The organism is Synechococcus sp. UW105 (assembly GCF_900473935.1).
Taxonomy (GTDB): Bacteria; Cyanobacteriota; Cyanobacteriia; order PCC-6307; family Cyanobiaceae; genus Synechococcus_C.
The window spans coordinates 315,848-340,536 of sequence record NZ_UCNN01000019.1 but is presented as its reverse complement, the minus strand read 5'-3'; the positions used below and the strand labels follow the sequence as shown (position 1 = coordinate 340,536).

The following is a 24,689-nucleotide window of genomic DNA, read 5'->3' as shown; positions in this document are numbered from 1 at the left end:
CATGACCAGCACCAGCCAGCCGGCTCTCCTCAAGGGCCGTGGTCTTCCTGACTACGCGGCAATCACCCCTGAAGCGGTGGGAGAGCATCTTCCAGGTCTGCTGCGACGACTGGAGGAGCAATTGGTGTCTCTGGAGACAAGCCTCCAGCAGAAGCTGGGCCAGGGGGAGGCGATCAGCTGGACTGATGTGATGCCGCCTTTGCAGCGCATCGGTGAGCAGATGCGCTGGAGCTGGGGCGTGGTCACCCACCTGAATGGCGTCTGCAACAGCCCGGAATTACGAGAAGCCCATGCAAGCCAACAGCCTGAGGTGGTGCGCTTCGGCAACCGCATGGGCCAGAGCTCGGTGCTGCATCAAGCCCTCGAACAGTTGCGACATCATCCAGCCCAGTCGCTTGATCCCACCCAAGTGCGGATCGTCGATGCTGAGTTGCTCTCGATGCAGCAGAGGGGGGTTGGTCTTCAAGGCGACGACCAAACGGCCTTCAACCAAGCCAGTGAGCAGCTGGCCGAGTTATCAACCCAGTTCAGCAACCACGTCCTTGATGCCACCCAAGCCTGGAGCTTGGTACTCCACGATTTGGATGAGGTCGCCGGGCTTCCACCACGCGCTCTCGACACCCTCGCTTCCGCGGCTCGAGATGCCGATGATCGTCACCGTGACGGCAGCGAAGCAAGCGCTGAACGCGGCCCATGGAGGCTTGGCCTCGACATGCCCCGCTACATCCCCTTCCTGACCTATGCCGAAAACCGAGCCCTGAGAGAAACCCTCTACAGAGCCCATGTGGGACGTGCCAGCAGTGGCGATCTCGACAACACTCCTCTCATTGAATCGATCCTCAGCCTGCGGGCTGATCAGGCCAAGAGACTGGATTATGCCCACTGGGCCGAACTCAGTCTGGCCAGCAAAATGGCAGACAACGTCGACAGCGTTGAGGCTCTACTTGAAGAGCTGCGCGCCGCGGCCAAGCCAGCCGCCGAAAGGGAGATCGACGCCCTGCGGGACTGTGCTCGTCGCCACCAGGCACCGGAAGCGGACTGCCTGGCCCCCTGGGATGTCACCTACTGGGCCGAGAAGCTGCGCCAGGAACAGTTTGATCTCAACCAAGAAGCTCTGCGCCCATGGTTCCCACTGCCCCAGGTCCTTGAAGGGCTGTTCGGACTGTGTGAACGCCTGTTCTCAATCCGGATCGAGGCCGCTGATGGGGAGGCGCCGATCTGGCATCCGGATGTGCGCTTTTTCCGCGTCTGCGAGCACGACGGCACACCCCTAGCCGCCTTTTATCTCGATCCCTATAGCCGTCCATCCAGCAAACGTGGCGGTGCATGGATGGATGAATGCCTGAATCGTTCCCGCAGCGAATCAGGCGAGTTGACCTTGCCGGTGGCTTATCTGATCTGCAATCAGACCCCTCCCACGGACAACACCCCAAGCCTGATGAGCTTTGAAGAGGTGGAAACCCTCTTCCATGAGTTTGGCCATGGCCTTCAACACATGCTCACCACCGTGGAATATCCCCAGGCCGCGGGCATCAACAACGTCGAATGGGATGCCGTGGAGCTGCCCTCCCAGTTCATGGAGAACTGGTGCCTCGACCGCGCCACCTTGATGGGAATGGCCCGGCACTGGCAGACCGGTGAACCCCTCCCAGAATCCGACTTCCAAAAACTGCTGCAGGCGCGCACATTCATGGCAGGGTGCGCCACGCTCCGCCAGGTGCACTTCGCACTCACAGATCTCCGCCTGCACAGCCAATGGTCGAAGCAGCTCGGGATGAGTCCCGATCAGCTGCGCAGGCAACTTGCAGCCTCCACCACAGTGATGCCGCCGATCGCCGAGGATCACTTCCTCTGCGCCTTTGGCCATATCTTTGCCGGTGGTTATTCCTCTGGCTATTACTCCTACAAATGGGCTGAAGTGCTCAGCGCCGATGCCTTCGCAGCCTTCGAAGAAGTCGGCCTCGACCAGGAGGAGCAAGTGCAGTCGACCGGTCAGAGATTCCGCAACACCGTGCTCAGCCTCGGCGGCAGCCGGTCGCCCGCCGAGGTGTATGCCGAATTCCGAGGACGAGCCGCCAGCACCGATGCTCTGATCCGCCATTCAGGACTCACCCCCTCTACCCCATGACGAAGCAGGGGTCTGGATCAAACCATGACCCGCTCTCCATCTCTGAGGCTTGGGGGCACCAGGCTGATGATCAGATTGAAGAGGCAGCCCTCATCAGCTTCGAGGCAGCACTGGACACAAGCTGGCTGCGTCGAGGCATCAGCCGTGAAGCCTTCCTGTCTGAACTGCTCAGGGATCTGCATCAGCGCCACCTGATCCCCCTGCTCGCCATCCTTCCCCGCAAATGGAGGCACGCTTCAGCTGTCCTCCCAGACCATCTCCGCGGTCTAGGGGCCGTGCTTGAGGGAGGACTGATCAGCCCGCTGATGCTGGCGGCCCTGGCCGACGACCTGCAGCACCTGATCCCCGCAACAGAGGCGACCCAGCCGTCACGAGGGGACGCCCTCCAGAGATGGTCTGCGCTCACGATCCAAGCCGGCGAGACACCGCATCTGCTGCCTAGCTCACTGGAAGCGTGGCGCAGGCAGGCCAAACAGCTTTCGGATTCAGCCAGGGAAGAGAACAACAGCTCATCCAATGCGCGTTCAGGACTGCGCAGCCTGGGCGCGGGGCTGGTCTGGCGGAACCACGGACTGAAGCATCGACAGACCGGCGAAAGCCGCTGGTGCAACACACTCCTGGCCCAGGTCTTGAACGCTCTCGGAGCGAACCGACTGCTCACGAGCAACGGCTGCTACGGCAGCCGCTCAGCCCCATTCACGTTCGAGGGCACAACCAGCCCCCGTGAGCTGATTGCCCGACTAAGCGATCGTGGCTGGACCTGCGGGGCTCGCATCCGAGCCAGTGTCGCCAGCTTTGGAATGGGCGCCAGCTGTCCAAACGCCCCGAAAGCAGAGGCAGGCAGCGCCTGGAATCAGGTGCCGCTCGGGGTGGCGTACCGCACAGGATTGCTACGCCAAGGCCAAGAGCTAGAGGCTCTGCTACCTCACTGCAGCTTCGAACTGGAGCTGATTCCGCCGGACGGAACAGCCTGCACGCTGCTGCAGTACTACCAGGGCACTGAGGGGCTGAATGGCTGGGCCGCCATGAACGACCTGCATCGCCCCTGGCAGAACGATCGCGACAATGGAACGGTCGCCTACCCAGGCCAGGCCATCAGAGCTGAGCAACTCTTGCTAGCCCTCGACCTCTGCGACCTGATGGCCGCGGTCCACAACACGACTGCCTGCCGAGGACATCTGCACTCCGGGGGCTATGGCGCCCTGGGATTCTGCATTGATTCAACGGCTCTACTCGAGCAGGCGCTCACGGGACGCAGTCATTTGTTCCCACTCACCCTCGGCGGAATCTGGCGTGAACGCCTGAACGAACAACTCGATCAACTGCTCCAGCATGGTTTGAACCCGGGCATTGGCACGGATCGTGAGGACTGCGTCGGTCGCTATCAAAACGCCCTTCGGGCCCTCCCTTCAGATCTGATCCTGCAAGGTGATGCCTGTGCTCCAGCGCTCAGTCGCCTGGTGGCTAGCCAACCCCGTCATAGCCCTTTCGATTTGGTACGCCGCCTCAACGGAGAGGAAAGTCTCACCCCGCCTGCGTGAGCGCTAGCTCACTGCAAATGGCTGCCACCACTTGGTCGCGATAGTGCCGACTGAACGGCCCGGAATTGCCGTTGTGGCTCATCGAAGCAATCTCGTAACGATGCAAGCGTCCGTAGGTCAGCCAACGATTCCAATTCGAGAGCGGAAGCAGAGGAAGTCGTCCCGGGTAGGCGATCCTGCCGAGGGCAGCCACAGGATCCTTGGCACCCACCACCATCGACACGTGCTCAAGCGTCTCCAGATCACCATTGCCGCTGAACACCCCGCAGACAGTGATCACCTGTACAGGCACATGGCACAACTTCTGAAGCATGGCCGCCGTGCCGATGGCCATCTCGCCTCCACCGCTGTAGCCAACAAGAACGACGCGGCTAGCTCGACTGGGATGGAAGCCGATAGCAGCTAAACGTCTGGCGATCTTTAATGCCAATTCGTAATTCATCACCGGGCCGTAACGCCGATCCGATGAAATCCCCACCTTGATAACATTGTTGGCTTGCACACAGAAGGAGCAGAGAAATCGCACCCAGCCATTGGGGTGGTGCTCCTGAAGTGAAAAGAGGCGTTGCCAAAACCAGTGACCAAAGGGGGTGGATTTCAGGCCAACTGGGGTAATGGTGTAGGCCTCAATCCCCTTAACCAACAAAGAATCACGGTCGATCGCCTGCTCCAGATGCTGCAGAAATTCACTGACGCGCGGCGGATGATCCTCCTCGCTCTGGTGAATGCCATCGAGATACACCAGGTAGTGCCGGTGGCCGGAAGCATTCGGATCCAAGGCAGGGAATAGATCTCGGGGATCCGGCAATCCCTGCATCCAGCCTTCCCAAAAGACGAAATCCACCATCACCGAATACACCCCCACCAAGGCCACCACCACGACCAGCAAAGCGCCAACCATGGTCACCAGTTCACGGATGGACTCAGAGTTAAGCAGGATGGCCGCGTCTTGGCGAACCGCACTCACCCCGAGGAAGGCCAACACCGAGGTAATCAGGAGGAGGATCACCACCACTCTCCAGCCCAAGCGCAGATGGTTGCGGTGATGCTGAATGGCGGCGCTGCGCTCACTCATGTGCCCACCTCTCGCGCCAGGGTGTTGTAACTGGCTCGCCAGCGCTGGGCAAACACCAGAGCAATCAGCACCAAGGCCAACACAAAACCAGGAAGAGACACCACAAGGCCTTCCTGAAGAGGAATGCCGTAGTGAACCTGAAGCAACAAGATCACGTTGAGGTGAATCCAGGCCAACAGCGTGACGGCGATCAAATCACTGATATACGGGGCCGCAACAAGCACATAGAACAAACCAGGCCACAGGGCCGCTCCCATGCGATTCGCCATCATGATCGGCTGCGGTGGAACATGTTCCATCAACATCAACATCAAGCTGTGGCAGAGAATTCCAAGGCTTAGAGCCAAGCTGAGAACAAGGGCATCAACCACCATTTGCAGCGCGATCTGGCGCAGACAGAGTCGATTCGCCAGGAGCGAAAACAAATGCGAGGCAGACATAGAGAGGCCAACGCCGATGACCAGACCAAGGCCCGTATCCATGGCCAACATGGCTTGAACCATGGACTCGAGCAAAGCGCTGAGCGGAAATCCCACAGGATCAAGCACGACGCATTTCCGGACGATTCACGATCCAAATCACCATGATTGACAACACCGCACAGTAGAAGCACCAAACAGAATTGAAGGTGGCGCTGTATGTCAGCCAGGTCAGAAAAATTGAGACAAAGATGAGCACGCCAAACAACCTCACAGCCCTATCACTCACCGCTAAAAGGGGCAAAACGATGAAGCCCCAATACACCAATTCGCCAACAGGTTCGGTGTTGACGAAGTTATGCCAGATACTGCCAAGCCCACTGAGGTCATACATCAATCTGCCGGTGCTGTGAACTGCAGGCTGCACAGCCGGCATATTGAAAAGCAACGGGGTATAGAAGAGGATTCCCAGCACCGTTGCAACAATCGCCACCCATTGCAAACGACTCTGTAACCCTCGAGAGTCAGTACTGCGACTGATGGACCATGCACTCCATGGAATCCAGATCATCCAGAAGCAATAAGCAAAGAAGAGAAAGCCCAGGGCACCAAAGGTTGCCAGTGGTTCCATCGGCGGAGCCGATCCATTGCCAATGGCCGTCCACTCCAGTCCTTCAACAAACTGCTGCACACCGAAAAAGAATGGAACCAGTGCAAGAGGTTGATATCCAGGGCGTTCCGCCTTGGAAGCCAGATGATGGGAGTAGAGCCCAAGGGGCATCAAAACCGCTGATGCTGTGAAGCTGGCTGAAGCCGAAAAACACATCGGTTGCGATGGGAAGGTCTTTTTTCAGTGTGTCCACGTTGCAGCGAACTGCCACTCAATCCTTCAGGATCGTTTTCATCAAGATCTCAAGAGATAAAGGGTGAGCCATCAGCTGCTGATGGCTCAGCACCGGCACCTCCTCCTGCGTCCCCATTGGCAGCACGGCCTGCCAACCAGGAACCACCATCAGGTCCCAGCGGCAAAAGAAACTCACGCATTCCACACGTTGCAAGGCCGTCAGGTCGGCATTGAGGTGGTTGAGGAGGGGACTACCCCGTTTCATATCGGCAAGACCGGCAAACAGCCAGCGCGGAATCCATTGAGCCGTCAGCGTGCCTTGCTGAGGACTTCCCACGCTGATGAACCGACGGCAGCGCCTAAACCCCCCAAAGTCCTGAAGCCAAACACGACTGATGACGCCACCCATCGAAAAGCCGAGGAGATCAATCTCCTGATCCCCCCAGCGAGCGGCGATGCACTGGTCGAGCTGTCGAGCCAGAGTCGTCAGGGGAACCGCCCCGAGACGATGGGGGAGGTGGGGCACCAGCAGAGAGATCTGATACTGCTCGAGACGGCGAACCAGGCGCCGGAACAGGTGGGGCGTGTCCCACAATCCATGCACCAGAACCAGGGGTCTGGAGTCGTTCACACCGTCCAGTGGCGATGGCGTTCAACGGCAACCGTACCCCCGAATCCAGGGATGGGCGCCGCACATTTGCGCAGGAGAACGCGCATGGGCACTGGTCCGTAGAGCTCTTCGAGTAACGCCAGAACCCGCTCACTGAAGTGCTCAATGGTCTGACACTGAAGCGAGTTGGCGAGCGACTGGACAGCCTGCACCGCAAGGCTGTAGTCAGCGGAACGGGACAGATCATCGTTGCGAGCGGCATCGTCCAGATCGAGCCACATACTCAGATCCAACGAAAACCATTGGCCATCGCGGCGCTCGTGATCGAGCACACCGACATGGGCCCAGACCCGCAGGTCAGAGATATGGAGGGCGTCCTTCAAAGCTTCAGTTGTCAACGCGGTCAGGGATCAAGACAGGAACGATCAAGGCGAGAAGCATTAAGGCGGGAACCGTCAAAGAGGGAACCTTCAAAGCGGCAGATCCCGATGGCTGAACTGAGGCTCCCCTGTCGCGAAGTCTGCAGCGAGATGACCATCGCCACGCAGGCGGTAGCGGTAGGTCACCAGACCCTCCAGTCCGACGGGGCCGCGGGGAGGAAGGGTCTGGGTGCTGATCCCCACCTCAGCACCGAAGCCATAACGGAAACCGTCAGCAAAACGGGTGGAGCAGTTGTGATAGACCCCCGCACTGTCGACCGCACGCAGGAAACGCTCGGCAGTCGTGCGATTCGCGGTGGCGATCGCTTCGGTGTGACGAGAGCCATGGCGACGGATGTGTTCAAGAGCCGTCTCCAGATCAGGCACCACCCGCACGGCAAGGATCAGATCGAGATATTCGCGACCCCAGTCGGCCTCATCAGCGGGATGGGTCACACCCAGAGCCATGCAGGCCTGATCACCGCGCAGTTCGACCCCTACACCAGCAAAGGCGGGAATGGCGTCCTTCAGAAAACGTTCAGCGATCGCCTCATGCACCAGAAGCGTTTCAATCGCATTGCAAGCGGCGGGGTACTGGGTCTTGCTGTCAATGGCGATGCTCAGAGCCTGGCCACAGTCAGCCTCAGCATCCACGTAGAGATGGCAAACGCCATCAGCGTGGCCAAGCACTGGGATACGGGTGTTGTCCTGAATGAAGCGCACTAGCTCATTGCTGCCGCGGGGAATGATCAGATCCACCAATCCATCCAACCGCAGCAGGGCCAGACTTTCCTGACGCGTGGTGAGCAGAGCGAGGGCATCAGCGCTCACCACCGAGTGAGCCAGACCCTCCTGCAAGGCTGCCATCACCGCCTGATTGGTGCGGTTGGCTTCGCTGCCTCCCTTGAGGATGGCCCCGTTACCGGAGCGGATCGCCAGAGACGCAATCTGGATCACGGCGTCGGGGCGGGCCTCAAAGATCACTCCAAGCACACCCAAAGGCACTGTGATGCGCTCCAGCACGAGTCGCTCGCTCAGCTCCCGATGCAATTGCCTGGATCCGAGGGGATCCTGCAGGTCAGCGACCTGCCGCACGCCCTCAATCGCGCCGGCGAGCTTGGCCTGATCCAGCTTGAGCCTGGCCACCAGGGCCGGAGCCAGGCCTTCAGCCGCAGCCTGCTCAAGATCGGCGGCATTCGCAGCCGCGATCCGATCCGCATGGGCCTGAAGGGCTGCAGCCATCGCCGCGAGGGCCTGCTGACGCTGCTGATCCGTGGTCTGCCCCAGATCGATGGCGGCGCGGCGAACCGCCGTTGCCAGGCGCAGCAGCTCAGCGGACGGTTCGGGCACAGCCTGGCTGGTCATCGACACGAGATGGGATCTGGGATGCATCATCCCGTTTCACGGGGCAACACCGAAGCTCAGCCACTGCGGCATCCAGCTCAGGTCAGTCGGTCTAAGGCCAAACGAGCAGCCCCAAGCCGGCCTGCACCGTTGCCGAGAGCACAGGCTTCGATGCACAGCCCTTCACGACTGACAGCCTGCACCCGCTCTTCCACCTCGCGACGCACAGCCGGCAGGAAGTGCTCCGAGGCAGCTGCCAACCCACCACCGAGCAGCACCCGTTGCGGGGTGAAGACATACACCAATGAGCTGATCCCCACCCCGAGGGTGCGGCCGTAATCCGACCACACCGCCCGAGCCTCAACGTCTCCTTGCGAAGCTCGGCGGGCAAGCTCAGCTGGATCCCCATCCCACAGCCTGCGCAGAGCGGCGATGCTGGCGAACTGCTCGAGGCTGCCTCGATTGCCGCTGTTGCAGGACAAACCATTCGGGTCAATGCTGATCAGTCCTGGTTCGGCAGCAGCACCGTTGTGGCCGGTGAACAGCGTGCCACCAAGCATCACGCCACCCCCCACACCGGTGCCAAGGGTGAGCAACACCACGTCCGTGCAGTCACGGGCAGCACCAGACCAAGCTTCTCCCACTAAGGCGCAATTGCCATCGTTGGCCAGGGTCACCCTGCGCTGGAGACGGGGCTCAAGCCAGTCCGCCAGCGGCACCTCTTCCCAGCCAGGCAGGTTGATGCACACCCGCGCCACCCGGGCCGCTGCATCCATCGGCCCGGGCAGACCGACACCCACCAGCGAGGCACAACGATCAGGATCCAGCTGTTCGATCGCCTCGCAGAGCGCCATGCAAATGGCGCCGGGCATGGCCGGCTGCGGTGTGGGGATCTGCTCTTCCGCCAACAACAACCCGTCACGGGTGAAGCGCGCCAGCTTGATTGCTGTGCCCCCCAAATCCACCCCGATCACCTGCTCAGCCGATGCCATGGTCAGAAGCGGAAGAACACCTGGAACTGGCTCTGCCAGGTGCCCTGATTGTCAACCGAGCCTGACAAGCTGAGGTTGGGATTGATCTGATAAGACAGCGTTCCCTGGGGGGGAATGTCATTGCGATTGGGTGCCGCGAGCACCGAGAGATTGAAGCGGTCAGTGAGGTCAACTCCCAGTTCGGTCACCAGAGCCAACTGAGGTGGCACTTGGCCAGACACACGCTCTTTCTCATCCTGAATCTGCGGAGTGACATAGGTGGGATAGAGAGCGAACTGGAGCCGCTGGCTGAAGGCATCCGTGAGCGTCCCGATCACGGGAGTGAGCAACGACTGGCCCAGCAACGCCGCCAGAGCGGTTCCCCCTCCGGCACCGGACAATCCAGCAAGGGAGTTGCCACCAATCAGCCCGAGGAGCTGGGCGCGGGGCATGGGAGGTGAACTACGCAACGTGAAGTTGTCGGCGAGACGGTCTGCCGGGCCGCTGGCTTCCACCATCACCTTCACAAGCCTGAGCTCACCACCAGCGCCAAGACTGCCGCTGCCATTGGTCTCAAAAATGTTGGTGGATACGGCGTTATTGCCAGTGCCGATACTCACACTGTCTGAGACGCGGCTGGTGAGAGCCACATCGACGTAAGGGATCAGCCCCATCGAGGGAGTGAAGATGGCCACGTTGGCCGCACGACGGTCGAGCTGAAAGCTGGTGGTGAAGAACGAGATGCGTCCAGTCAGCATCTGCACCACACCCTGAAGCTTGAGACTGGGATCCAGAGCACCATTCAGGGTCAGTCGCCCCCTGGTGGTGAAAGCGGCCACCGGCGCGACGGTGACCGCCAACTTCGGACCAAAAATCACACGCAGGTTGTTGAAGCCCAATGCAGGCAGCTTGGGCATCGCAGCCTTCAGAGACCGACTTGAGCTGGCCTCCACCTCTGGGCCCAAAAGCACCAGGGGCTTCTGAAAATCCCATTGATCTTCAAGCAGGGTGTTGAAGGCCACCGGCTGATTGGCCGATTCCTGCTCTCCGTCACCAGACTGCACGCGCTTCCTTGAGAACAACGAGGGGGCCGGCCGGATCGTGCCATTACTGATTGCCAGTGCACCACCGATCCGCGGACGCACCAGTGCACCAATGATCTTGAGATCCGCCGTGACCTCAACATCAGCAATCGGCAGATTGAGACGGGTCTTACTGAGGGACAGAACGAGCGGCTGAGGCTCGGGCAGTGCGGTGAATAAGCCAAGGCCGCCCTTGCCCTCCAAGCGTCCGTTTTTGCCAACCCGAGCCTTCAGCGACTGAACCTCAAGTCGGTTGAAATCAAAGACGACGGAGGTGTTGAAGGCACTGATGTCCTGCTTCTCAAGTTGGAAGCCACCCTTGTCGACCACCAAGAAACCGTTCGCCTGCGGCTGACTGAGAGTGCCGCTCAAAATCAGACGAAGGCGGGCATCACCTGTCGTCCAAACGAGGCGATCATTGGTGAAACCCGTGAGGAAGCGAAGACCGTCGCCTCGGGTAACCACGCGCACATCGAGAGCACTCGACGGCTCCAAAGGCACCTGTCCGGTGACCACGACAGCCTGCTCAGCCGACTCATCACGCAAGGCCAGATCCAGCAGCAAGGCGTTGCCGGCCAGGGTGATCTGACCCTTGTCGAGGGTGAGGCGATGGGCACCGATCCGGGCATCTTCAAGAACCAGTTCCGTCGTTAGCTGAGGAGCTCCATCACCAAGTCGATAGCGGCCCGAAAGGCCAACGGCCCCGAGCAAAGCAGGGGGAACCGGTGCCACGAGCGCCAGCAGAGAGAAGGGCAGATGCTGCAACGAGAACTGCCCTTCACCCGCCCCAATCGGACCGCTGATCGTGGCGACAAACGGTTCGATTTGCAAAGCATGATCCACGTCACCCCCTTCCACCCAGAGGTGGCCGCTGGCCTTGAGCTCAAGATTGAGGTCAGCCAGATGGTCTCCACTCAGGCTGATGCGGGCATCAACCTGACCACGCAGATCCTCGGGGTGGAAGGCGGAGCGATTGCGGACTTTCTGCTCGTGAGCGTCGAGGTCTTGCTGCACCGCGTTCAGGGCCTGAAGCTGTCCATTCAGCGACCCACCAAAGGTGTTCACAAGCAGGGTGCCGAGATCCTCCGCCCTTCCCTCCACAGCAGGAAGATCATCGGTGAGGTTCGTGAGGCTGAGCACACCGCGTGTGAGCCAACGCGCACTGAGGCCCAGGGCATCCACCTCAGCATCCAGGCCAGCACCAAGACGACCTTCGGCCTTGAGCAGCACTTGGCCGGAATCAGGCGGGAGCAATTCACCGGTGAGTTGATACCGACGGTTGCTGTAGGTGCCCTGAAGCTGGGCCTGACGAAGCTGAACGCCAAGCAGTCCCGGACGGTCAAAGGTGAGGTGTCCCTCCATTGCAAGAGGCTGCAGTCCGAGAGTGCCCTCCCCAGACAAGCGGCCATAAAGCCCTTCAAACCGCCCCTTCGGAGGCAGGGCTAATTCCAAACCCTCCAACGGCAGACGTCGAGCCTGCCATCGGTAGGAAGCCGGAGTGCCAGCAAGGCTGAGCTCGCCCCCCTGACGGACCAATGTGACGGTGGTCGGAAGCCAGTTGCGGCCGAGCCTGGCCTGAAGAGATCCTCCGATCACAGCATCTGCGGCGGTCATGCTCAACCGACCACCTCCGCCAGGCCGCCCCTCAAAGCGCCCCTGCCACACTTCAGACAGGCGAAGGAGTCCAGCTTCCGGCGTCACCAGCTGAAGATCCAGATCAGGGCGCAGGGCGTTCAATGGACCGCTCAGCTCACCGAAGGCCGAGAGACGGCCCGCCATCGAGGTGCCAACGATGGGGCCAATCCGCGCCAGGGGGAAGTCCTTGAGTTGAATGCCCGCCTTGAGAGGGCCCAGCTGCAGACGGCGACCAGTGAGTCGCAGGGGTAGCACCGCCTGGGCCTGAAGGTCAGGGCTGGTGAAACGATCCAACCGAACCAGGCCCTTGGCTACATCCCAGTCGGCCTTCAAGGACCAGTCCTGCAGCAAAGGATTGGCCCGTTGGCCAAGGGTCAGACTGAACTGAGGCTTGGTGGTCTCCCCACGAAGGCGAACGACGCCGCGAACAGGAGTGTTGTCGCCAAGCAACTCGGGCACCAGCGACAGCTGACTCCAGGCTGATCCAGCCATCTCAAACTGCTGGCTGGCAACTGCCATGCGGGGGTAGAGGCCCCCAGCGGCCCTGAGTTTGAGCCCGGGCCCGTGAAGATCCAAACGATCAAGGCTGGCTGTGATGGCCTCTTGGTCACTCCAGTCGCCGCTCAGCTCCAGATCAAGCTTGAACGGCCCCTTCAAGGCAACGGACGTTGGCGGGCTCCACCGACCGTCGATCCGCAGTCGAGGTTGATGCCATGGCCCCTTGAGATCAGCACGAAGCTGACGGTCCCTGCCAGGTTCCTGAAGATTCAGATGCAGATTGAAGGACCGGTTGAGCGCCACATCGCCTTGCAAGGAGGCTTGATAAGCACCAAAGCTCCAGGGGCTTCGCGGCAGCGTCAGCCGATCCCCCTTACAGCTGATCTGCAACTGAGGGCTGCGGAGCGGTGCCTGTAGAGCCGGTGAGTTCATTGCGAACCCAACCAAAGAGATCCCTCCATGGCAACTGGCCTTGCCGGCCTGCCAGCCAAGTTGGAGGTCCCCCCCTAACTGCCCCTGAAGTGCGACTTCACTGGCGGGGGGAATCAACCCCTGGAGGGACTGAAGACGCAGCTTGTCAATCCTGGCCTGAAGGTCGAATTGAGGGTCTCGCCAGCGTCCCTTCAAACGCATCGCCACCTTGCCCTGTTGGGGAAGAGTCAGCTGAACAGCCGAATCGGCCCAGGACTGATCCAAATGCACATCAGCACGGCCCGCTGCCCGCACAGTCAGGTCCGCAGGCTGAATCCTGATCTGGGCCGGATCCAACAGACGGATCAAGAGACCGAGCTTCGGAGGAGGCTGATCACCGGCAGGACCTGGCACCCAGTAGGCCCCCTCGGCATTCCGACGCAAATCAACCCGCACGCCACGCAACTTGACCACCGCCACAGGCTTCCAGCGGCGCAGACTGGCCAGCGGCGCCAGACCGACAGACACCGCTTCAACCGATGCGGTGGAGTCATCCAGCAAACCGCGCTGGACTTCGCTGGGGCCGAGGGAGACACCCGAAAGACTCAAGCCCTTGTAAGGGCCAATCCGCAGGGGATGGCCAAGGGGCTTGGAGAGCTGCTGCTCAAGGCTGGGACGCATCCGAGCAACCACCGAAGCGGCGATGCGATCCGCACCGATCCAACAGAGTCCACCGGCAACGGTGAGAATGACTCCCCTAGTCAGGAGCAGACGCGAGAGGGTCTGCGGTGGTGACCCACTGCCCATCGACCGCGTCAGTCCCTTCAGAAGTCAGCGCAATATAAAGAGCACAACCGCTGATCACCAGCCCATGAATCTGCCTCTGCTGCTTCAGAGTTCCACGCAATGGTTGGTCTGGAGCGGACTCGGCTTCGCCGTGGTCACAGCAATCGCCTTCGCAGCACGCTGGGGACTGCGATTCCGTCTCGTGGGAGTGACCAGCTTCACGCTTCTGCTCGCCGCGAGCAGCTGGGCGTTCTCGGTGAGTTACACCCCGCCCGTTGCAATCGAAGGAGCTGTAAGGGCACCGGTGGTGTTCGACAACGGCAACGATCTAGTGGTCGCGAAGGCCTCACCGGAGATGGATCTCGACTCGGTCGATCCAACCCTGCAACAGCTAGCGGGGAATTTGCGTCCAGGTGGACGCAGCAGCGACGTGGTGATCGTCCGCTTACGCCAGCTGCAACCGGCCGGCGACGGGTTGAGCAAACCAGTGGTCCTCGGCCAGACCGAAGTGAAAACGAGAGCATCGGCAAGACTGAACAAAGAATGAGCAGCGAATCTCCACTTCAGGAGCTGCCTCAGAGCTTCCGTGATGAGCAGCGGGAACTGGTGGCTGCAGGTATCGACACCTGGGGAGCCCTTCAGCAACTCAGCGACCACCAGCTCAGCCAGCTCTCCCGCCGCGGCCGTGCCAGCGCCCGAAACTTCAAACGGCTGAGGGGCATGGCCGAGCTGGTGTGCTGCCTGGATCTCGCACCGGCCGATGCAGCCCTGCTGATGCATGCAGGCCTGGCAACAGTGGCAGCACTTTCAGCAGCCTCACCCCAGGATGTCGTCACGCGTACGGGACGACTCGAACGCCAGCTCCGAAGTGGACGACCACCAGTGGTGGATCTGGCGGTGGCCCAACGCTGGATCAAAGCAGCCCAAGCATGGCAACCAAGAAACTGACCCCAGAGCGCTGCCAAGCAAGCTGATTGCCACTTCAAATGCAGTTAGTCCTTAAGGAGGGTGTATGCGCCACCTCCAAGCCTCTCTGCTGTTGTGCGCCCTTGCGGCGGCGGCGGGTGCAGCGACGTCAAGCGCGGTGGCTGCACAGTCTTCGCTTCTGGAAAGCGTCAAACGCAACCCCAACGAAGCCAGAGCCTTGTGCAGGCAGTTCAAGCAACTCAATGCCCAGGGGGTCTCGGCCACATCCAATACCGCCATCGCGGCCCTGGCCTCTCAGCGCAATCTGACGACGCAAGACGCCGAGATTTTGGCCACGTATGTGATCGGCCTTCACTGCACAGATGTGTCCTAAGCGGTCCACCTCACCCTCAGAATCCGGGCCCATTGATCCACGCTGATCACTCCCTGACGCTTGAAGACGGTGTCGATCTGATCGCAAGGATCTGGCAGCCATCCGGATCTGGTCCGTGGCCCGCTCTTCTGATGCGCCAACCCTACGGACGATCCATCGCCTCGACACCGACCTATGCCCATCCTTCCTGGTGGGCCGAACGTGGATTTCTGGTTGTCGTTCAGGATGTGCGTGGCCAGGGCTCCTCTGGTGGCTGCTTCCGTGGCTTTGCGCAAGAGGCACGCGACACCACCGCCACCTTGTCGTGGCTTCGTTCCCTGCCTCAATGCAACGGACGGATCGGTCTTTACGGCTTTTCGTACCAGGGATTCACCCAATTAGTGGCCGAGGAAGGCACCCCTCCACCCGACTGCCTTGCACCGGCGATGACCGGTTTACACGAAAGAGACCATTGGAGCTGCGAAGGGGGAGCCCACTGGTGGCACCTTGGACTGGGCTGGGGTCTACAGCTCGCCGCCCTGCAAGCCCAACGCAGGGGGGACGCAACCGGATGGGATGCAATCCGCTGCAGCCTTGAAGACAACCGATACTGCCGTGACGGATTGGATCTGCTGCGTCGCTATGACCCGGAAGGGATGGCAGTGCGCTGGCTTGATCGCTCCCCGGAGGATCCTGACGCCTGGACCTGCTATCACCCACCGACCAGCTGGCTACGCCTGCCCATGCTGCTAATCGGAGGCTGGTGGGACCCCCATCTGCGCGGCGTGCTGGATCTGCATCGTCTCAGCCTGGAGGCAGGTGGTCAGCCAGATCTGCACATCGGGCCTGCAACGCACCTGAAATGGTGGCCAAACGCCCAGCAACTTCATCTGGACTTCTTCCAACGCAACCTGATCGACCCCTCTGAGCATCCATCCATCCAAAGGGAGGAGCCCGTTGGTTGCCGAGGATCTGTCATGGCCTGGGACCTCTGCGAACAGCGCTGGCAACCCATCACCGACGCCAGAAGCAGCAGCGGTGGACTATGGCAACTCAGCGGCAGCTCCCTGGCCTGTCTTGATCCCAGTGCCGGTGAGTTGAAGGCCCTGTCCTCCGCCAGCCACGCACTCGGCTGCTTTGCTGACTCCAGCGTCAACGAGCAAGACCTCAACCGATCCGAGACTGTGGTTCCTGAGACTGTGGTGATCGTCCATGATCCATGGCGTGCCGCCCCGGCAATCGGTGGTCACCTCAGCCCCACCCCTGGCCCCTGCGATCGATCCGAGCTGGATGCCCGCAGCGATGTGGCCACCTTCACCACGGCTCCTCTGAGCCTCAACTGCCAGTTGCGCGGCCGACCTGTTCTGTCGCTGCTGGCGGCTGCAGATCAATTGGGATTTGATCTGTGCGTTGCCCTCTCCGTCTGTCCATCAGGCAGCGATCAGGTGCAACAACTCAGCACTGGCGTCACCCGCGTGAGTGGCCTCAAGGCCTGCCAAGCATCGAGCCAAAGGGTGGCACTGCAACCACTCGAAGCCAGGCTGAAACCAGGAGATCGGTTGCGCATTTCGATTGCGGGAGCCTGCTGGCCCGCAATCGCGATCAACCCTGGCCATCCCGATAGCCCCTGTGGTGCACCCAGCAGCGCATGCCGTGTCACCAGCATTGAACTGACTCTGAATCAGTGCCAATTACGTTTTGAGCCACTGATCGGTTCACCGGAACGCTGAACCTCCGGCAAACTGACGCCAAACATGCGTCGCCTTCACGCCGTGAACACCACAGCCTGCGTTCTCGCCCTTGCGCTTTGCAGTCCGATCGCATCCGTGATGCCGATGCACGGCAGTCAGGCGCTCGAGATCGCCCAGGCCGGAGCTGCTGCTACAACGACACTCACCGCCGCCCAGGCCACCCGCGCCGCACGTGAGCTTCTGGAAGCCCTGAAAGTGCAGGATGCCGCTGGCATCTATGCCGGTTTATCCACCCCTCTGCGCAGCACAACCGACGAGGAGGCAGTGCGGACCAGGCTGCGCAACAGCCCATCCCTCAGTGACTATCGGATCAGCGCAATCTCCCGCGGCATGGATGACACCACCGTGGAAGCCGTGGCTGTGCTGGCCGATGGAACCAAGGAGGCACCGCTCCTGCTGGTGCTTGACGATGAAGGGAAGCTGGTGGCTTGGAAATGGGTGGGCACGACTCTGCCCATCGAGCAGAGCGCTCTCAACTTTGTGCAGGACCTGAACGCCCAACGCTGGGTCGCCGCTCGCTACTACCTGGATCTCGACTTCCAGAAGGAGATTGGCCCTCAAGACCTCAAGCGCAAATGGAGCAAACTTGCCCGGGTCCTTGGCGGCACGAAGCAGATCAAGAGCGCTCTCGTCGCAAGCCAAGGAGGCGAGCAACAGCTCGTGCTGGTCACGATCGAATTCGGCAAGGTGACCGACAATCTGTTTGTGATTTTCAACCGCGAAGGCCGAATCATCAACGTCGATTTCTCGGCTGATCTGGTCTGATCGGTTCAAGGGCTGGCAACCGACCGCAGGAACCAGGGCTTTTCCGCCTAAGCTCCCGGCCAATAATGCCTTTAGGTCATGGCTGCTGCGGTCCTCGACTGGATGATTGAGGATGGTCTGCGGCTGGCGGAATGCCGCCACGACCATCCGCTGTCTGTGCTCGGGCCCCAGACCACAGACAGCGGCTGGACTGTGCGTGCCTGGATGCCTGAAGCCGATCGTGTCGACCTGGTGGTCAACGGCGAGGTCATCAGCACCACCACCCCCCACCACCCCTGGCTGTTTGAAGCGGAGCTAGCGCAGGATCCAGGTCAGGCCTATCGCCTGCAGGTGAGCCGTGGCGGCATCAGCCACGAGCAGAACGATCCCTGGGCGTTCAGGGATGAATGGATGGGCGAGATGGATCGCCATCTCTTCGCCGAAGGGAACCATCACCACATCTGGCGAAAGATGGGTGCCCATCTCACCACAATCGGCAACGTTGCAGGGGTGATGTTCTGCCTTTGGGCACCGCACGCTCGAAGTGTGAGCGTGATCGGTGACCTCAATGCATGGGATGGACGCCACCACCCCATGCAGCAGCGCAACGGGGGCATCTGGGAATTGTTCGTTCCCGGTTTGAACGAAGGAGCTCTCTACAAATATGAAATTCGGACCCAGGAAGGGCACTGTTATCAGAAGGCCGACCCTTACGGCTTCCGCCACGAGGTCCGTCCGGCCACCAGCTCATTGGTGTCCCGTCTCGACAACTTCCAGTGGACTGATTCCGCCTGGATGCATGAACGGGACCGTCGCAATGCTCTCGATCAACCGATCTCGGTCTATGAGATGCACATGGGCAGCTGGATTCATGCCGCTGCGGATCAACCCTTTATCGAAGCCGACGGAACTGCTCGCCCTCCCGTTCCTGCCGCGGACCTCAAACCCGGTGCCCGCCTGCTCACGTACCCGGAACTCGCGGATCGAGTGATCCCCTACGTGAAGGCACGCGGCTTCACGCATATCGAATTGATGCCGATCACCGAGCATCCCTTCGACGGTTCCTGGGGATATCAGGTGACCGGTTGGTACGCCCCAACCAGTCGTTTCGGCAACCCCGATGAATTCCGCGCCTTCGTCGACCGATGCCATGCCGAAGGCATCGGCGTGATCATCGACTGGGTCCCTGGGCATTTCCCCAAAGACAGTCATGGTCTGGCGTTCTTTGACGGCACACACCTGTATGAGCACTCCGATCCCCGGATCGGTGAGCACAAGGAGTGGGGCACGCTGATTTTCAATTACAGCCGCAACGAGGTGCGGAACTTCCTTGTTGCCAACCTTGTGTTCTGGTTTGAGCAGTTCCACATCGACGGCATCCGGGTGGATGCGGTGGCCTCCATGCTCTACCGCGACTACTTGCGACCCGATGGCGAATGGCTGCCCAACGAACATGGCGGCCGCGAAAACACGGAAGCGGTGCGCTTCCTGCAGCAAGCCAATCATGTGCTGTTCCAGCACTATCCAGGCGCACTTTCGATTGCAGAGGAATCCACAACCTGGCCGATGGTGACGCAGCCCACCGACATCGGCGGGCTCGGCTTCAATCTGAAGTGGAACATGGGCTGGATGCACGACATGCTCGATTACTTCGAGCTCGATCCCTGGTTCCGCCAGTTCCACCAGAACAACATCACCTTCTCGATCTGGTACACCTACACCGAGAACTTCATGCTGGCGCTAAGCCACGATGAGGTGGTTCACGGCAAGAGCAATCTCCTGCACAAGATGCCTGGAGATGACTGGCAGAAATACGCCAACACACGTGCGCTTTTGGCCTACATGTGGACCCACCCCGGCAAGAAGACGATCTTTATGGGGATGGAATTCGGTCAGCGGGCCGAATGGAATGTGTGGGGAGACCTGCAGTGGGATCTGTTGGGATACGAGCCGCACCAGGGCGTGCAGCGACTGGTCGATGACCTCAACGTGCTCTACAAGGCAGAACCAGCCCTCTGGCGCGATGACTTTGATCAGTACGGCTTCCAGTGGATCGACTGCAACGACAATCGCCACTCCGTGATCAGTTTCATGCGTCGGGAAAGTACTGGCGGTAGCTGGCTGGTCGTAGTGGCCAACTTCACACCCCAGAGCCATGCCCATTACCGCGTGGGCATTCCCCTCGCCGGCTTCTACACGGAGATCTTCAACACCGATGCGGAGCGCTACGGCGGCAGCAACCTGGGCAACATGGGTGGGAAGCATTCAGACGAGTGGGGAATCCATGGTTACGACAACTCCCTCGACCTCTGTCTGCCTCCCTTGAGTGTGATGGTGTTCAAGCACGATCCAAAGCGGAGCCTCGCCCCAGACTCCGCTGCTGGCGGAGTTTGAGCCCCAAAGCGTGTGACGAAGCAGATGCTTTACCTGAGAAGAGCCTCGGTTGCTCAGGTTCTCTCAGGTAGGTTGCCCGCTTGATCTCCACTTCCCGATGAGCGACTCCCTGCCCCTGCTGCTGCGTGCTGCCCGCGGAGAGGCTGTTGAGCGTCCCCCGGTGTGGATGATGCGCCAGGCAGGTCGGTACATGAAGATCTACCGAGACCTGCGCGACAAATATCCCAGCTTCCGAGAGCGCTCAGAGAACCCTGACCTCTCCTACGAGATCTCGATGCAGCCGTTTCGGGCCTTCAAGCCTGATGGTGTGATCTTGTTCTCAGACATCCTCACGCCGCTACCTGGGATGGGGATCGACTTCGACATCATTGAGAGCAAGGGGCCCCAGATCGGTGATCCGATCCGCAGCATGAACCAGGTGGACGCACTACGGACCCTCAATCCGGCTGAGTCCATGCCGTTTGTGGGTGAAGTCTTGGGTCGCCTGCGCCAGAGCGTTGGCAATGAAGCCGCAGTGCTTGGTTTCGTGGGTGCCCCCTGGACCCTGGCTGCCTATGTGGTGGAGGGAAAGAGCAGTAAGAACTACGCGGTGATTAAGGCCATGGCCTTCCAAGAGCCCGAGATGCTGCACAAGCTGCTCGATCACTTCGCCGAATCGATTGCTCATTACCTTCGCTACCAGATCGATTCGGGTGCCCAAGTGGTGCAGATGTTCGATTCCTGGGCAGGCCAGCTCAGTCCTGCCGACTACGACACCTTCGCTGCCCCGTATCAAAAGAAGGTGGTCGATCTGGTCAAGCAAACCCACCCAGACACCCCTTTCATCCTTTACATCTCCGGCAGTGCGGGTGTGCTCGAACGCATGGGCACCACCGGTGTGGACATCGTGTCGCTCGACTGGACCGTGGACATGGCCGAAGCCCTGGCCCGCCTACCCGAACACATTGGGGTCCAAGGCAACGTCGACCCAGGCCTGCTGTTCGGAACCCCCGAAGCGATTGAAGCCCGCATCGATGACTGCGTCCGCAAGGCCCGGGGTCGCCGCCACATTCTCAACCTTGGCCATGGCATCCTCCCCGGCACACCCGAGGAGAACGGTGCAGCCTTCTTCCGCTCTGGCAAGAGCGTGATGGAACGTCTGGGCACCGCGGCCTGAGCCACTCTCCCTTGCGCAAGGAATCCTTGACCACAGCACCGGCACGCATCCTGATTACGGGCGCCAGCGGCTGCGTCGGCCAGTACACCACTGCCTGGCTTCTTGAGCATTCCGATGCTGAACTTCTGCTGTGGCTCAGGGACCCCAGCAAGCTATCGGCGATTCCCCTCGATCACCCGCGCATCAAGCTCCTCGTTGGTGATCTGAGGGAGACCGATCGCTTCGCGACCGATCTAGGCAGCGTTAACAGGGTGATTCACACCGCCACAGCCTGGGGGGACCCTGAACGTGCGCAGCAGGTGAATGTGGTAGCAGTGAAGCGGATGCTGAGCCTGCTTGATCCCGACAAGCTCGAGCAGGTGGTGTACTTCTCCACGGCCAGCATCCTCAACCGCGATCTGCAGCCGTTGCCCCAGGCCCTGGCCTACGGCACCGAATACATCCAGACCAAGGCCCAATGCCTGAAGGATCTCGAACACCATCCGCTCGCTGAACGGATCGTGGCCGTGTTCCCCACGTTGGTCTTTGGTGGACGCATCGACGGCAGCAGCCGCTTCCCGACGAGTTACCTCACCGAAGGCCTTGCTGAAGCCAGCAAGTGGCTCTGGCTGGCGCGATGGCTACGGGCCGATGCCAGCTTCCACTTCATCCATGCCGCCGACATCGCGGCCATCTGCGGAGCGTTGGCCACGACTCCCCATCAACGAAATCCCGAGCCGGGGCAGGGCCCGGTCCGCCGGATCGTGATGGGCCAGAAAGCGATCAGTGTGAATGAAGCGGTGGCCACACTCTGCCGCTGGCGTGGTGTCGCCAGAACGCCTGGAATCCCTCTATGGCCCTGGCTGATCGAAGGGCTGATCAGGGTGCTGCCCATCGAGGTGAACGACTGGGATCGTTTCAGCATCCGCCAGCGCCACTTCATTCACAACCCAGTGACCCAGCCTGAACGCTTCCAACTCACCAGTCATGGACCGGATCTTGAAACTGTTCTTGAGGACTCGGGATTGCCTAGACGTGGACAGACTTAAATGCAGCTAAACTTACGGAAGTGACTTTTGACGTGATGATCCATCATCTGCGTTCCCTTCTTTCGGCCTGTATCGCCCTCGTTTTGGTGATTGGCATGGGTGTGGCCTCCGCAAGCGCCGCCACTGTTGAGGTGAAGCTCGGATCCGATTCCGGCATGCTGGCGTTCGAGCCCAGCACCGTGAACATCAAGGCGGGCGACACCGTCAAATTTGTGAACAACAAGATGGCTCCTCATAACGCCGTCTTTGATGGGCACGATGAGCTCAGCCACTCCGACCTTGCCTTCGCTCCAGGCGAATCATGGGAAGAGACGTTCTCGACCGCTGGCAGCTATGACTTCTACTGCGAGCCTCACCGTGGCGCCGGCATGGTTGGCAAGGTCATCGTTGAGTGATTGCCATGATCAGGAGCTCTCTGATCTGACCAGTTCGAAACAAAAGCCATAACTCATGCCCCTCGATGTGAATCAGTAATCACATCGAGGGGCTTCACATGAGCGTCGCCATGGATAAGGTTGAAGTCCACCATGTGCCGCGTTCGACCATGCCGCAGCCAGCAGCGATTCTCCCCTTAGTTCTGGCGATCGTGATCGGCCTATTCGGGGTTCTTCCTGTTGGCGCGACTGAAGCTCAACCAGACCTGGAAAACGGCGGTCAGATCTTTTCGGCCAACTGTGCCGCCTGTCACATGGGTGGCGGCAACGTTCTAAGCGCCAGTCGCACCCTCAGCCAGCCTGATCTCCAGGCCCATCTGAACGCCTACAGCCAAGACCATCTTGAGGCGATTGAGCACCAGATCGAAAACGGTAAAAATGCCATGCCTCCCTACGAAGGCAAACTGAGCGAAGACGATATCGCTGATGTCGCAGCCTATGTCGAAGAACAAGCCGAGCGGGGCTGGCAGCGATGAGCCGCCAGGGTCTCAAAGATTTTGTTCATGCTGTTGAACACAGTGCAGCTCTGCGAAGGGAGTTTCACCAACTCGATTCCATGCATGCACTCCTAGCGATGGCCCACAAATTTGGTTTCAGCGTGAGCGAGACCGATCTCAAGGATGATGAAACCTGCGCACAGATCGAGACCTGGTTCGCGCGAAGCTGGATTTCTTGAGCTCAATCAGCCATTGAGCTCAAGCCATTCGAAAGGATGGCGGATGGGATCCGCATCAAGCTGATGGCATCTGCCCAGCGCAGGCCAAGCAGCCACCATTGATGCGATAGGGGGCCAGATGATTGCGAAGGCAACGGGTGCCGCGGAAAAACAGCAGCTCTCCCCGCTCCCTGGCATGGGCATCGGTGAGTGGCAACGACAGCCACCGCTCCGGCACGGTTCCCTTCAATTCAGCTCGAATCCGCTCAGATTCTAGGCGACGACGACGCTCCTCTCGGTCATTTTTGGCGCAAACCGCCTCCACCTGCAGTTCACGGGAACAGACGAGGCAGGCCATCACCACGGGTTTCTTCCGTGCTGTGTTGTGAGACAGCTTGTCGCTGGGCACTTCCCGCTCTCGTCCACAACTGCAGCGACACCACCAGAAGGCATTCCCACTTTTCGTGCGCCGCTCTGAAGCCCTCACCACCAGCAGTTGGCCGTAGACCTCACCAACGCGGTTGCGGGGCTTCGATGGCATTCGATCTTCAAGAGCGCTACCACCAGCATGGGATCCCAAGGTCAACCTCTGCCATGGATGCAACAGAGCAACTCCGGGCTGACGCACTTGCCTGCCTGAAGCGCAAACGGGCATTCCAAAAACAACTGAAGACTTACGTGTTAGTTAGCCTCACGCTCATCCTGATCTGGTGGGCAGACGGGATGGGTGACTTTTGGCCCATCTGGCCGATTGCAGGCTGGGGCCTGGCGTTAATCATCCAAGGGTGGAGCATGTCTCACACCGAGCGACCGATCACAGATCGGGAGATCGAGACCGAAATGGAGCGGATACGGTCAGAGTCCTAGTCCGTACGATCGTTCGAACCCTTGACCTCGCCCGCTTCGATCGTTGGACGCTGTCATGGATTCGGCCTGAGCAGACGGATGATCACGCAGCCGGATGATCATGCAGACGACAGATCAGACTGAGTGAATTCGCCGCTTAACGCCATGGCTGTGGTGACCCTGCTCAGCGATTTCGTCGACGGCACCTCCATGGCTCTGAGCGAGGACACCGAGGCAGAGACTCTGAATGCATACATGACTGCTGCTGCTGGACGTCTTTGGGCTGGCATCCAGCAGCGTCGCCTGGCACGACATCTCACCCGTGAACGCCGCGGCCCTGGCACCCTTTACTTCGCCTCAACGGCAGAGGCTCACGCCAAGGTGATGGCGTATCTACAGAGCGACACGGGGTCCAGCGAGGAGAGCAACAAGCTCAAAGCGATCCAAGCGGCAGGGGTTGAAATAGCTCCACACATCGGCAAGGCATCAGAACGAGACGTTCTAATCCGAGGCCAGCAGCGTGATCTCACCGCTCAGGCCCGAGCGAAAGGATTCGGCTAACCCACGTCCACTTCGGATGAACGCCAGAGCCACGACGCCGCAACGAGCAACGGCTCTTCGTCAGGACACGGCTCAACA

General features: G+C 60.2%; 24 protein-coding genes. 15 read left to right on the top strand and 9 right to left on the bottom strand.

Annotation, left to right across the window (positions count from 1 at the left end):
- Position 1 precedes the first annotated feature (1 nt).
- Together DXY16_RS08885 and DXY16_RS08880 are read left to right on the top strand one after the other, a co-directional pair.
- A complete protein-coding gene (locus tag DXY16_RS08885) occupies positions 2 to 2,128 on the top strand; it encodes a M3 family metallopeptidase (RefSeq protein WP_115120833.1) in 2,127 nt (708 codons plus the stop codon).
- Positions 2,125 to 3,669: an arginine repressor gene (locus DXY16_RS08880; protein WP_115120832.1), complete on the top strand. Its 1,545-nt coding sequence runs from the start codon at positions 2,125 to 2,127 to the stop codon at positions 3,667 to 3,669. Before DXY16_RS08885 ends, DXY16_RS08880 begins: the two co-directional genes overlap by 4 nt.
- On the opposite strand, the gene DXY16_RS08875 is transcribed toward DXY16_RS08880, so the two are convergent.
- The 8 genes from DXY16_RS08875 to DXY16_RS08840 all read right to left on the bottom strand — a co-directional run bounded on the left by DXY16_RS08875 (position 3,653) and on the right by DXY16_RS08840 (position 13,784).
- Positions 3,653 to 4,744 carry an alpha/beta hydrolase gene (locus tag DXY16_RS08875; RefSeq protein ID WP_115120831.1) on the bottom strand — a complete coding sequence of 364 codons (1,092 nt, stop codon included), beginning with the start codon at positions 4,742 to 4,744 and terminating at the stop codon, positions 3,653 to 3,655. The genes DXY16_RS08880 and DXY16_RS08875 overlap by 17 nt on opposite strands.
- Positions 4,741 to 5,247 carry a hypothetical protein gene (locus tag DXY16_RS08870; RefSeq protein ID WP_170953913.1) on the bottom strand — a complete coding sequence of 169 codons (507 nt, stop codon included), beginning with the start codon at positions 5,245 to 5,247 and terminating at the stop codon, positions 4,741 to 4,743. Before DXY16_RS08870 ends, DXY16_RS08875 begins: the two co-directional genes overlap by 4 nt.
- A 37-nt stretch (positions 5,248 to 5,284) precedes the next feature.
- The gene (locus DXY16_RS08865) at positions 5,285 to 5,989 is read right to left on the bottom strand and encodes a hypothetical protein (protein WP_115120830.1); all 705 of its coding nucleotides are present in this window, start codon (positions 5,987 to 5,989) and stop codon (positions 5,285 to 5,287) included.
- 55 nt (positions 5,990 to 6,044) lie between these two features.
- On the bottom strand, positions 6,045 to 6,647 hold the full coding sequence (locus tag DXY16_RS08860) for a triacylglycerol lipase (protein WP_115120829.1): 603 nt from the start codon (positions 6,645 to 6,647) through the stop codon (positions 6,045 to 6,047).
- Positions 6,635 to 7,000 (bottom strand): dihydroneopterin aldolase, encoded by a 366-nt coding sequence (gene folB, locus DXY16_RS08855; RefSeq protein ID WP_115120980.1) that lies wholly within the window; start codon positions 6,998 to 7,000, stop codon positions 6,635 to 6,637. Before folB ends, DXY16_RS08860 begins: the two co-directional genes overlap by 13 nt.
- A gap of 87 nt (positions 7,001 to 7,087) precedes the next feature.
- Entirely contained in the window at positions 7,088 to 8,401 is a 1,314-nt protein-coding gene (locus DXY16_RS08850; protein WP_115120828.1) for a glutamate-5-semialdehyde dehydrogenase, read from the bottom strand.
- Positions 8,402 to 8,478: 77 nt separating this feature from the next.
- A complete protein-coding gene (locus DXY16_RS08845) occupies positions 8,479 to 9,372 on the bottom strand; it encodes an ROK family protein (protein WP_115120827.1) in 894 nt (297 codons plus the stop codon).
- Between the two features lie 2 nt (positions 9,373 to 9,374).
- Positions 9,375 to 13,784: a translocation/assembly module TamB domain-containing protein gene (locus DXY16_RS08840; protein ID WP_115120826.1), complete on the bottom strand. Its 4,410-nt coding sequence runs from the start codon at positions 13,782 to 13,784 to the stop codon at positions 9,375 to 9,377.
- Positions 13,785 to 13,848: 64 nt separating this feature from the next.
- Here DXY16_RS08840 and DXY16_RS08835 point away from each other — a divergent pair, with 64 nt between their 5' ends.
- From DXY16_RS08835 to DXY16_RS08785, 11 genes are all read left to right on the top strand, one after another.
- Positions 13,849 to 14,310, top strand: a complete 462-nt coding sequence (locus DXY16_RS08835) for a Ycf51 family protein (RefSeq protein ID WP_115120825.1) — start codon at positions 13,849 to 13,851, stop codon at positions 14,308 to 14,310.
- A complete protein-coding gene (locus DXY16_RS08830) occupies positions 14,307 to 14,711 on the top strand; it encodes a DUF4332 domain-containing protein (RefSeq protein WP_115120824.1) in 405 nt (134 codons plus the stop codon). The genes DXY16_RS08835 and DXY16_RS08830 overlap by 4 nt, the downstream gene beginning before the upstream one ends.
- A 64-nt stretch (positions 14,712 to 14,775) precedes the next feature.
- The gene (locus tag DXY16_RS08825; RefSeq protein ID WP_115120823.1) at positions 14,776 to 15,063 is read left to right on the top strand and encodes a hypothetical protein; all 288 of its coding nucleotides are present in this window, start codon (positions 14,776 to 14,778) and stop codon (positions 15,061 to 15,063) included.
- Between the two features lie 35 nt (positions 15,064 to 15,098).
- Positions 15,099 to 16,772 carry a CocE/NonD family hydrolase gene (locus DXY16_RS08820; RefSeq protein WP_244281636.1) on the top strand — a complete coding sequence of 558 codons (1,674 nt, stop codon included), beginning with the start codon at positions 15,099 to 15,101 and terminating at the stop codon, positions 16,770 to 16,772.
- A gap of 24 nt (positions 16,773 to 16,796) precedes the next feature.
- Positions 16,797 to 17,558 (top strand): DUF3887 domain-containing protein, encoded by a 762-nt coding sequence (locus DXY16_RS08815; protein ID WP_170953902.1) that lies wholly within the window; start codon positions 16,797 to 16,799, stop codon positions 17,556 to 17,558.
- A gap of 78 nt (positions 17,559 to 17,636) precedes the next feature.
- Entirely contained in the window at positions 17,637 to 19,931 is a 2,295-nt protein-coding gene (glgB, locus tag DXY16_RS08810) for a 1,4-alpha-glucan branching protein GlgB (RefSeq protein WP_115120822.1), read from the top strand.
- A 97-nt stretch (positions 19,932 to 20,028) separates the two neighbouring features.
- Positions 20,029 to 21,087, top strand: coding sequence for a uroporphyrinogen decarboxylase (gene hemE / locus DXY16_RS08805; RefSeq protein ID WP_115120821.1), 1,059 nt, complete (start codon positions 20,029 to 20,031; stop codon positions 21,085 to 21,087).
- A 26-nt stretch (positions 21,088 to 21,113) separates the two neighbouring features.
- Positions 21,114 to 22,115 (top strand): NAD(P)-dependent oxidoreductase, encoded by a 1,002-nt coding sequence (locus DXY16_RS08800; RefSeq protein ID WP_115120977.1) that lies wholly within the window; start codon positions 21,114 to 21,116, stop codon positions 22,113 to 22,115.
- Between the two features lie 35 nt (positions 22,116 to 22,150).
- The gene (gene petE / locus DXY16_RS08795; RefSeq protein WP_115016921.1) at positions 22,151 to 22,510 is read left to right on the top strand and encodes a plastocyanin; all 360 of its coding nucleotides are present in this window, start codon (positions 22,151 to 22,153) and stop codon (positions 22,508 to 22,510) included.
- A 110-nt stretch (positions 22,511 to 22,620) separates the two neighbouring features.
- Complete coding sequence (locus tag DXY16_RS08790) at positions 22,621 to 23,025, top strand: c-type cytochrome (protein ID WP_371410891.1); 405 nt, start codon at positions 22,621 to 22,623, stop codon at positions 23,023 to 23,025.
- Complete coding sequence (locus DXY16_RS08785; RefSeq protein ID WP_115120820.1) at positions 23,022 to 23,225, top strand: Nif11-like leader peptide family natural product precursor; 204 nt, start codon at positions 23,022 to 23,024, stop codon at positions 23,223 to 23,225. The genes DXY16_RS08790 and DXY16_RS08785 overlap by 4 nt, the downstream gene beginning before the upstream one ends.
- A 55-nt stretch (positions 23,226 to 23,280) precedes the next feature.
- Here the strand turns inward: DXY16_RS08785 and DXY16_RS08780 are convergent, their stop codons facing one another.
- Positions 23,281 to 23,745, bottom strand: coding sequence for an early protein (E6) (locus DXY16_RS08780; RefSeq protein WP_115120975.1), 465 nt, complete (start codon positions 23,743 to 23,745; stop codon positions 23,281 to 23,283).
- Between the two features lie 53 nt (positions 23,746 to 23,798).
- On the opposite strand from DXY16_RS08780, the gene DXY16_RS08775 reads away from it, so the two are divergent.
- The gene (locus DXY16_RS08775) at positions 23,799 to 24,071 is read left to right on the top strand and encodes a 2TM domain-containing protein (RefSeq protein WP_115120819.1); all 273 of its coding nucleotides are present in this window, start codon (positions 23,799 to 23,801) and stop codon (positions 24,069 to 24,071) included.
- A 123-nt stretch (positions 24,072 to 24,194) separates the two neighbouring features.
- Complete coding sequence (locus DXY16_RS08770; protein WP_244281618.1) at positions 24,195 to 24,611, top strand: hypothetical protein; 417 nt, start codon at positions 24,195 to 24,197, stop codon at positions 24,609 to 24,611.
- The last annotated feature ends 78 nt before the right edge of the window (positions 24,612 to 24,689 follow it).